The organism is Enterobacter sp. HMSC16D10 (genome assembly GCF_001807145.1).
Classification (GTDB): Bacteria; Pseudomonadota; Gammaproteobacteria; order Enterobacterales; family Enterobacteriaceae; genus Enterobacter; species Enterobacter roggenkampii.
The window spans coordinates 1-8,974 of record NZ_KV787882.1; the positions used below are offsets into that span (position 1 = coordinate 1).

General features: G+C 57.6%; 9 protein-coding genes and 2 pseudogenes. 2 read left to right on the plus strand and 9 right to left on the minus strand.

All coding sequences use genetic code 11. The features are described from left to right. On the plus strand, window positions 1–302 hold a 302-nt coding region (locus tag HMPREF3143_RS24885), incomplete at its 5' end, for an EAL domain-containing protein (RefSeq protein WP_254668434.1). 28 nt (window positions 303–330) lie between these two features. On the opposite strand, the pseudogene HMPREF3143_RS24890 reads toward HMPREF3143_RS24885, so the two are convergent. The 9 genes and pseudogenes from HMPREF3143_RS24890 to fecI all read right to left on the minus strand — a co-directional run. Further along, window positions 331–583: pseudogene (locus HMPREF3143_RS24890) on the minus strand (IS66 family transposase); the annotation flags it as partial. 49 nt (window positions 584–632) lie between these two features. Beyond that, on the minus strand, window positions 633–926 hold the full coding sequence (gene tnpB / locus HMPREF3143_RS13410; RefSeq protein ID WP_007898888.1) for an IS66 family insertion sequence element accessory protein TnpB: 294 nt from the start codon (window positions 924–926) through the stop codon (window positions 633–635). A 98-nt stretch (window positions 927–1,024) separates the two neighbouring features. Beyond that, the gene (gene fecE / locus HMPREF3143_RS13415) at window positions 1,025–1,792 is read right to left on the minus strand and encodes a Fe(3+) dicitrate ABC transporter ATP-binding protein FecE (RefSeq protein ID WP_004152282.1); all 768 of its coding nucleotides are present in this window, start codon (window positions 1,790–1,792) and stop codon (window positions 1,025–1,027) included. Then, window positions 1,793–2,749: a Fe(3+) dicitrate ABC transporter permease subunit FecD gene (fecD, locus tag HMPREF3143_RS13420; protein WP_004118246.1), complete on the minus strand. Its 957-nt coding sequence runs from the start codon at window positions 2,747–2,749 to the stop codon at window positions 1,793–1,795. It lies immediately after the preceding gene. Continuing rightward, entirely contained in the window at window positions 2,746–3,744 is a 999-nt protein-coding gene (gene fecC / locus HMPREF3143_RS13425) for an iron-dicitrate ABC transporter permease FecC (protein WP_004118243.1), read from the minus strand. Before fecC ends, fecD begins: the two co-directional genes overlap by 4 nt. Beyond that, window positions 3,741–4,643, minus strand: coding sequence for a Fe(3+) dicitrate ABC transporter substrate-binding protein FecB (gene fecB / locus HMPREF3143_RS13430; RefSeq protein ID WP_007898890.1), 903 nt, complete (start codon window positions 4,641–4,643; stop codon window positions 3,741–3,743). The genes fecC and fecB overlap by 4 nt, the downstream gene beginning before the upstream one ends. Before the next feature lie 44 nt (window positions 4,644–4,687). Continuing rightward, on the minus strand, window positions 4,688–7,012 hold the full coding sequence (gene fecA, locus HMPREF3143_RS13435; RefSeq protein ID WP_022652364.1) for a TonB-dependent Fe(3+) dicitrate receptor FecA: 2,325 nt from the start codon (window positions 7,010–7,012) through the stop codon (window positions 4,688–4,690). Window positions 7,013–7,098: 86 nt separating this feature from the next. After that, window positions 7,099–8,052: a ferric citrate uptake sigma factor regulator FecR gene (gene fecR / locus HMPREF3143_RS13440; RefSeq protein WP_023304425.1), complete on the minus strand. Its 954-nt coding sequence runs from the start codon at window positions 8,050–8,052 to the stop codon at window positions 7,099–7,101. After that, window positions 8,049–8,570 carry an RNA polymerase sigma factor FecI gene (gene fecI / locus HMPREF3143_RS13445; protein ID WP_016151347.1) on the minus strand — a complete coding sequence of 174 codons (522 nt, stop codon included), beginning with the start codon at window positions 8,568–8,570 and terminating at the stop codon, window positions 8,049–8,051. Before fecI ends, fecR begins: the two co-directional genes overlap by 4 nt. A 136-nt stretch (window positions 8,571–8,706) precedes the next feature. Here fecI and HMPREF3143_RS26100 point away from each other — a divergent pair. Further along, a pseudogene (locus tag HMPREF3143_RS26100) lies at window positions 8,707–8,776 on the plus strand (hypothetical protein). Window positions 8,777–8,974: the final 198 nt, after the last annotated feature.

Sequence of the window (8,974 nt, forward strand, 5' to 3'; positions counted from 1 at the left end):
ACGGGAGTGACCATAGATTCCGTTTGCCAAGCGGCCCCCATATTGAATGGCTGACGGTACTGGATTTCGATGAGATAAAAATAGACCGTATTTTTATTGCCAATATTGATGACCCGGTGAAGCGAGCGCTACTTGTTTCTGTGGTGAAAGGGTTACGTGGTACTGGCAAACCACTGGTGTTTGAAGGGGTGGAAACGCCAGGACAGTTTGAATTCGTCCGTTCTCTTGGCCCCGGTTACCTAGTTCAGGGCTGGTATACCGGAAAACCCGAAACAATATCTGCGATGAATATTCAGGGTTAAAACGATACGGGGCCCGGCCCGTATCGGCAACCCGACCCGTCAGCGTATCGCTTTCTGTCTGAAGCCGGTTCAGGTCGGCTTCTATCTGCGCGATGCGGCGGGAGATTTATTCAGAACGACTGCCGAAGTTCATCCGGCGAAGCTTATCCAGCTGCGCCTGCAGATGGTCTATTTCGCGCTCCCGGTCGGCCTGCTTTTCCAGCAGGGCGCGGTTCAGCGCTTCCTGTTCGGACAGGCGCTGTTTCAGCAGAAGGATGTCGTCAGGGGGAGGTGTTGTTCATAAGCCCGCATTTTACCAGGCTTATTCAACGACAACCAGGATAAAGAGGCCTACAACATGGTCAGGGACGTAAGCAGTCTTTTAGGCTGCCGCCAGTCGATGCCTTCCAGAAGCATTGCCAGCTGCGCCGGGGTCAGGAACACTTTGCCATCGCGGGCAGAGGGCCAGGCGAAGCGGCCGCGTTCCAGCCGTTTGGTCAGCAGGCACAGCCCGTCGCCGGTGGACCACAGCAGTTTGACCTTACTGCCGCTGCGGCCCCGGAAGATGAAGACATGGCCGGATATCGGGTCATCTTTCAGCATCGTCTGCACCTTTGCGGCGAGACCATTGAAGCCGTTGCGCATGTCGGTGATACCGGCAACCAGCCAGATTTTGGTGCCTGTTGGCAGGTGGTTATCACTTCCTTTATCTGTCCTGTGATGATCCTTATGACTTCGCCAGACTACTTCACCACACACATGGGTCTGCCAGATACCGGTTCGGGATGGATTTCCGCTTCTACGCTGAACACCGTCTTTAGAAGCTCTGGTTTCATCACTGCTTCCGGAGCACCTTGCGCCATCACGCGACCGCTTGCCAGTACCACCAGATGATCGCAATAGCGGCTGGCCTGATTCAGATCGTGGAGTACCGTCACTACGGTTTTCCCCTGCCTTTTGAGTTCAACCATCAGGCGCATCAGTTCAACCTGATGATTGATATCGAGGTAGGTCGTAGGCTCATCAAGAAGAATGAGTGGGGTATCCTGTGCCAGCACCATCGCCAGAAACGCACGCTGGCGCTGGCCGCCGGAAAGCTGGGTTAACCTGCGGTCAGCCAGATTGCGCGTCCGGGTCTGACTCATTGCCACGTTGACCCGCTCGTTGTCTTCCGCGGAGAGTCGCCCCCACAACGACAGCCACGGGCTGCGGCCGTAGGAAACCAGTTCCCGTACAGTGATCCCCTCGGGGGATAAATGGTGTTGCGGCAGTAAAGCCAGGCGGCGAGCCAGCTGGCGGGCGGAAAAACCGGCTATGGGTTTTTCATCAAGCAATATCTCGCCAGAGTCTGGTGTTAACAGGCGAGAAAAACAGTTCAACAGCGTCGATTTCCCGCAACCGTTAGGGCCGAGCAGGGCCGTGATTTTTCCGGCAGGCAGGGCGAGAGAAAGTCCATCCAGCACGGTTTGTGCGCCATAGCTGACGGTCAGATTTTCAGTACGTAATCTCATTTATCGCATTCTCACAAGCAGCCAGACAAACCACGGTGCGCCGATAATGGCGGTCAGCACGCCTGCCGGAAGCTCCAGCGGCGGATGAATGATTCGTGCCAGCAGATCGGCAATGACCAGCAACAACGCGCCCGTCAGGGCCGAAACGGGCATCAGCCAGCGGTGACGCCCGCCGGCGATCCTGCGCACCATGTGCGGCACGACGAGACCAATAAAACTTATCGGGCCACAGACGGCCACGCCGGTTGCTGTCATCGCGACAGCCAGCATCAGCCCCTGGAACCGGGTGCGCTGAACCGACACGCCGAGCGTGGCTGCTCGTGCATCGCCCAGCGCCAGCAGGTCGAGATCGCGACAAAAGCGCAGGCTCAGCGGCAAAAACAGAATGAGCAACGGCACGGCAATCTTCACAAAGTGCCAGTCGCGCCCCCATAAGCTACCCGTCAGCCACAGCAGGGCACTGTTTACATCCTGCGGGTGCAGGAGCATCAGGTAATCCGTCAGGCTCGCCCAGCAGGCGGAAAGCGCCACGCCGGTGAGCGCCAGCTTCATCGGCTGGTGGGTCTTTGCCAGCATCTTCAGCAAGATCAACCCCGCCATACCGCCCGCAAAGGCCAGCAGCGGCAGCACCATCACGGATAGTGATGGCATAAGAAGCAGTGCTCCCACAGAGGCAAGGCTGGCGGCATGGTTAATGCCGAGAATATCCGGTGATGCTAGCGGGTTACGCACAATCCCCTGTACCAGCACGCCCGCCACGGCGAGGGCTGCACCGACAAACAGTGCCAGCAGCAAGCGCGGCAGTCGGTACTCCATCAATACATAATAATGCTCGCGTCCGTCCTGCCAGTCGGTCAGCAGCGCGCGCCACGGCACGGGGATCACCCCCATATGGAGTGATAACAGCGCACAACCTGCCAGGGCAAGGGTGATGAAAATGACCAGCGCAATTTTCATCCTCGCCTCCTCACCAGCCAGACAAAGCAAGGACTGCCAATCAGCGCCAGCACTGCGCCTGCGGGCAGATCGCCGGGGAAGGCCAGCGCGCGTGCGAGTACATCTGCCATCAGCATCAGCGTGGCCCCCAGCAGCATGCTCACCGGCAGTACGTTGCGCTGATCGAAGCCTGCCCAGAAGCGCGCCAGATGTGGCACCAGCAGGCCGATAAACGCCACCGGACCTGCCACACTGACGCACGCGCCAACCAGAAGCAGCACTAACATATTGATGATCAAACGTAGTCTCGGCAGGTTCACTCCCAGCGTATGGGCGGTACTGTCGCTGACGTTGAGCAGGTTCAGTTGATTCGCCAGCAGCAACACGACAGGGACTGCAGTGACCACCACCGGCAAGAGCTGCCAGACATCCTGCCAGTGGGCGTGGGACACTCCGCCTGCCAGCCAGTAAAAGATGCCGTAAGCATGATCTTCGGCCAGCAGCAGGGTGATGCGGGTCAGGGCCATACAAAAGGCCGACAGCGCGATACCCGCGAGGATCAGTTTGTTTCTGTCCTGGGTATGACGAAACCCGCCTCCTGCGGTCATGACCAGCAGCCAGCTCACGCCGCCCCCGCATGCCGCGATGAACGACAGGGAATAGCCTGCAACCGGCGTCGGACTCAGCGCGCTGGTAAGCGCCATAGCCAGCGCCGCGCCGCTGTTAATGCCGAGCAGTGAAGGAGAGGCCATTGGGTTGTGGGTCAGGGTTTGCAGCAGCGTGCCCGCGAGCGCCAGGCTTGCGCCGATCAGAACGGCGACCAGGCTTCGCGGCAAACGAAGGTTTTGCACCAGCGCTTCTGGTAGCGTTGGCGTGTGTCCAGGCAGCAGGGCGCGGATTGCGTCTGCTCCGGAAACAGGAATGGCCGAGTAGCAAAACAGACTCAGCCAGAAAATAATAATAAGTACTGCAACGGGAAGCCCCCACAGCAGCACCGGGTGTTTTAGCGCGGTCATTTCACATCGGTAAGCGGCTGATGGTGGAAGATTTTTACCGTGTCAGCGGCAATACGCTCTGCGGCAAAAATACCGCGCATCCGCGCCCAGGCGTTACTGTCGACTGAAGCAACCTGCTGCTTCTGCGCGGCGGTTAATATCTGCCAGAGCGGATCTTGTTGCCAGCGTTTAACAATGCTCTCTTCGCGATAGTGGGCAACCAGCAGCCAGGCAGGATTGACCGCCAGCAGTTGCTCCAGGCCGATGGACGGCATGGACGCGCCCGCCATCGCAGCGGGAACGTTCAGCCCCAGAGAAGCCAGCACGCTGCCGGTCCAGGTCTCCTGGGTATGCAGGTTGAATAGCTGTTCGCGTGATGTGCCAAAGGCCACGCGTGTCCCTGTGGGAAGCTGGCTGGACCACTGCGCCATCTTCTCTTTATGTTGTTCCAGACGCGCCTGCATCTCTCGTTTTTTACCTACCACTTCGCCGATGATAGCCGCTGAGTGCAAATTTTCAGCGTAGGTTTCGTTGCGGGACTTAAGCAGCAGTACCGGCGCGATTTGCTGCAAGGCAGTGTAAATCCCCGCATGGCGACTGCTGTCGGCAATGATCAGGTCTGGTTTCAGGGCAGCAATGGCTTCCAGGCTCGGCTGCGCGCGCGTTCCGACGGACTGCCACGGTTTCAGGTGCGCACGCACTTCGGGCAGGATGCGTTTTGCATCGTTATCGTCGGCAATACCGATCGGGCTGACGTCCACGGCGGCCAGCGCATCGGCGAACGAGAGTTCCAGCACCACAATCCGTTGTGGCGTTTTATCGAGTGTAAACGTGCCGTGTTCGTCCTGAACCGTGGCGGCAAAGGCGTGGCCGATCACCAGCAGCAGGCCTGCAAAAAGAAAACGGATAAATGCCAACATAGTCACATTCCAGCTAAAAGCCCGGCAAGCCGGGCGTTAACACATCAGAACTTCAACGACCCCTGCATATACAGCGTGCGCGGCTGGCCTGCGTAGATGCCTTTGTTGTTGTCGTCATAAGAGCGGATGAAGTAGTCCTGGTCGAAGATGTTTTTCACACCGAACGCCAGGTTCAGATCTGCCATCTGCGGGCCAAAGTCATACGCCACGCGTGCGCCCCAGAGCATGAAGCCGGGAATGCGGCCGGTACTGCCGTCGGCGCTCTCTTTCACCGTATTGGCGTTATCCGCAAACTGGCTGGACTGGAAATCGCTGTTCAGATTGAACGTCCAGTTGCCCGGCTTGTAGTCCACGCCCAGCGTGCCTTTATGTTTCGGGGAGAATGGCACCTGATTGCCATAGGTGTCGCCTTTCTCGCGGATTTCCGCGTTCACATACGCATAGCTGGCGTAGACGGAAACGTTATCAAGCGTTGGCGTTAGCGTACCCAGGTCGTAACGTGCCTGCGTTTCCAGCCCGGTATGGCGCGTTTTGCCACGTGCAGTGACGGTGTCGTTGGTCTGGTTGGAGTCGTACTGATTGTTAAAGTTAATCAGGAACAGCCCCATTTCCGCCGTCAGCGCGCCGTCATCGTAGCGGGTACCGAGTTCCCAGGTTCGCGCTTTTTCCGGTTCCACATTGCCGCTTTGCACAGCCTTGCCAATCTGGCTGTACTGTACGGTGCCGAACGAGCCTTCAGTGTTTGCATAAAGATTCCAGCTATCAGTCAGGTGATAGAGCACGTTCAACGCCGGAAGCGGTGCGTTATAGCTCACCTCTTCGTGCGTGCCTTTGATGGCGTTGTTCTGGTATGACTCGATATGTTCGAAACGCATACCCGGCGTGATGGTCCAGTTGCCGATGTCGATTTTGTCATCCAGATACCAGGCGTGCGCCTCGGTGCCGGAACGCGTGTCGCGGTCGTAAGGGCTTGAGCCGGACGGCAACTGCCCGCTGCTGGTGGCGGTGTAGTAACGCATTTCATGCGTTGATTCATTCACATAGCGATAGCCCACGCCCACTTCGTGCGCGGAAGGGCCGATCATAAAGCTCTGGCTGTAGCGTGGCTCAATACCGCGCACCCAGTAGATACGCGGCGAGAGGGTGATGCGTTTGCCTTGCTCCAGGTAGCCGCTGCGCAGGGTTTGGGTGTAGAACCCCTGAATGTTGAATTTATGCTGGCTGTCCGGCTGGAACTGGTAGCCCAGGCTCGCCAGCTTGCGACGGCCCCAGAAGCGGTCATACGGGCGGGTGGATTGCCAGCGATCGGCGTCGTAATCCGCGCGGGACAGGCCGCCGGGCATGTCGGCTTCACCATCGTAATATTGCAGCAGGCTGTTGAAGGTGTGCACCTCATTCGGCGCATATTTGCTTTTCAGCATCAGGTCGTCGATGCGGGTGGCGCTGTGCTCGCGCCAGTCACTGCCGCGCGTGCCGGAGTAGAGCAGCGCGGTGCCAAAACCGTTGTCCGCTGTGCCGCCCACCATCAGGTTGTGCGTCTCTTTCGGGTTGTTTTGTGAAGAGGTTGGGCTGAGCTGACCTTCCACCCCCGCCTCGATACCAAAGTCCTGCGGAATGGCGCGGGTAACAAAGTTCACCACGCCGCCCACGCTCTGCGGTCCGTAACGCACCGCACCACCACCGCGCACCACGTCAATGGCATCCATGTTGCCGAGCGAAACGGGAGCCAGTGAAAGCTGCGGCTGACCGTAAGGGGCAAAGGGGACGGGGATGCCGTCCATCAGGACGGTCGAGCGGCTGGCGAGGCGTGGGTTCAGGCCCCGGATGCCAAAGTTCATCGCCAGGTCGTGGCTGCCGGTGCCGTTGTTTTCCGGCGCGCTGACGCCAGGGATGCGGTTAAGCACCTCACGCATGGTGGTTGCGCCGGTTTTGGCGAAATCCTCACGGCGGATCACGTCACGCGCGCCAGCATGTTCAAATACGTCGTTTTCACGCGCATCGCCCAGCCAGTCGCCGACCACGGTCAGGGCATCTTCTTTTGGCGCGGGCGCGGTCTCCAGCGTCCAGCTGTTATTTCTCAGCGGTTTTACCTGCAGTCCGCTGCCGTCCAGCAGTTGTTGCAGGCCGCTCTCGACGTCGTAATCTCCGTGCAGGCCGTTGCTCTGCTTGCCGCGCGTCAGGCTGGCGTCAACCGAGAGGGTAATTCCGCTGTGTGCGGCATACTGATTGAGCGCTTTGTCGAGCGATCCCGGTGCGATATCAACCTGTGCAGCAAAAGCGGAAAACGAGAGACCGGCCAGCGGCAGCAGGCTCAGGCGAATGGCGTTAACCAAAGGTGTTGTTTTACGAAAAACGCGTAACGGCGTCATACCTTCTCCATCATCATTTTTGTTGTGTTCAGCTATGAGTCGAACGAGAAGGGTAAAAAGGACAATCGAAATGAGAATTATTTTTCTTACAGCGGTGAAATGTTTATCCAGTACCGCGTAATAGACTGAATTTTAACGGGAAGCGTTTGAGCGATAACGTTCAGGATCGCATCGGTATTTTTCAGCGGGAACGTCCCGCTCAGGCGCAGCCCGGCAACGGCGGGATCGCAGCGCAGCACGCCGTTGCGGTAACGGCTTAGCGTGGCTATCACCTCACCCAGCGGTTTATCGCTGAAGCTCAGGATGCCCTTCGTCCAGCTTGTACTCTCGTCATCCAGCGGTTTCACTGCGCCAAACTCAGAGGCGCTGAACTGCAGGCTTTCACCAGCGTTCACGATGCGTTTTTGCGCGGGGGCACTGGCGAGAAGCACTTCCACGGCGTGCTGCTGCACGTCAAGCTGCGTGAAATTATCCTGCTGGCGGACGGTAAATTCTGTCCCTAAAGCGGTGAGTTGGCCCTGACGGGTCAGGACGCGGAAGGGGCGTTGCTGCGCATCTTTCGCGGTAGTAATGGCGATTTCACCGTACCAGAGCCGGACGGTGCGCTGATGCGCATCAAAACGCACATCCGCCGCGCTTTGGGTATTCAGCGTGAGCAGGGAGTCATCTTCCAGTTGCTGACGGCTGACTGCGCCTTTGGCGGTGCGGTAATCTGCCCGCAGACCTTCGCCGGTTTCCGACTGCCAGAGTTGCCAGCCTCCGCCAGCGCCGAGCAACAGCAGTAATCCTTTCATCACGTGACGGCGGGTGAGGCGGGTATCGTGCAGCGCCCGGCTGGCAACGTCGCCAGGCACACCGCCAAGCTGGTTGCGCAGGTTTTCAACCTGCTGCCAGGCCCACTGGTTATCCTGATCCTGTTCATACCACTGTTGCCAGCGCGCTTCCTGTTGTGGGCTGACGCGCTCGCCGCTTAGCACGGCATACCAGTGGGAAGCTGAACGCAGCGCCTGACGGCGGGAATCGGTTAACGAAGGATTCATAACCCATGCTCCAGACGAAACAGCAGGCAGTGCTCGACGGCTTTCGCCACGTATTTTTTCACGGAGCTGACGGAAACACCGAGTTTGTGCGCAATCTCGCTGTATGTCAGGCCATCCAGTTGCGAAAGCAGAAACGCTTCACGTGTTTTTCCGTTTAGCCCGTCCAGCATGCTGTCGACGAGTTGTAGGGTCTCGAGCTGGCTTTCGCGTTCCTCAGGTGAAGGCGCTACCCCCTCCGGCATAAGCGCCAGCATCTCCAGATACGCTTTTTCCAGCGCGTTTCGGCGAAACAGGTCCACCATCACGCGTTTGGCGATAGTGCACAGGAAAGAGCGAGGATCGCGGATCGTCGAGAGCGTTTCGCTGCTCATTACCCGCAAAAAAGTGTCCTGGGCAATGTCATCTGCATCAAAGGCAGACTGGAGTTTGCGCGTCAGCCAACTTTTCAACCAGCCGTGATGGGTGCCATAAAGCGACTCGAACGTTAAGGAAGCTGTGGAAGTGGCACGGTCAGACATGCGGAGTGCATCAAAAGTTAATTATCACGTAGCCATATTAATATGAGAATGGTTATCATTACAATTGGAAATAAAATTGTTTCCAATAAACATTTTTAACATGTTGTTTTTCTAAGTGTTATAAGGTAGGTATAAAATGGGATGGATCCTCTGCTTCTGGCATCTGTCGGTCAGAATGACATCATGATGTGGTCTGCTATTATTGACATCCTCCCCGCCCTTTAGGGCGGGGAGGATGTCAACTATGAGTGTTGCCTGAAATGTCGCCAGCCCCCGGTACAGCAGAAGTATCTCGGGCTTTCTGCGTTTGCTCCTGGTGGGTATGGCCCCCGCAAGCGGGGGTTATTGCTAACTGGGTAATGACTCAAAATTATTGATAGTGTTTTATGTTCAGATAATGCCCG

Excerpts from the sequence above, each read along its gene's own strand:
- tnpB (WP_007898888.1), bottom strand. The coding sequence starts at position 926 with ATGCGCAACGGCTTCAATGGTCTCGCCGCAAAGGTGCAGACGATGCTG.
- fecE (WP_004152282.1), bottom strand. The coding sequence starts at position 1,792 with ATGAGATTACGTACTGAAAATCTGACCGTCAGCTATGGCGCACAAACC.
- fecD (WP_004118246.1), bottom strand. The coding sequence starts at position 2,749 with ATGAAAATTGCGCTGGTCATTTTCATCACCCTTGCCCTGGCAGGTTGT.
- fecC (WP_004118243.1), bottom strand. The coding sequence starts at position 3,744 with ATGACCGCGCTAAAACACCCGGTGCTGCTGTGGGGGCTTCCCGTTGCA.
- fecB (WP_007898890.1), bottom strand. The coding sequence starts at position 4,643 with ATGTTGGCATTTATCCGTTTTCTTTTTGCAGGCCTGCTGCTGGTGATC.
- fecA (WP_022652364.1), bottom strand. The coding sequence starts at position 7,012 with ATGACGCCGTTACGCGTTTTTCGTAAAACAACACCTTTGGTTAACGCC.
- fecR (WP_023304425.1), bottom strand. The coding sequence starts at position 8,052 with ATGAATCCTTCGTTAACCGATTCCCGCCGTCAGGCGCTGCGTTCAGCT.
- fecI (WP_016151347.1), bottom strand. The coding sequence starts at position 8,570 with ATGTCTGACCGTGCCACTTCCACAGCTTCCTTAACGTTCGAGTCGCTT.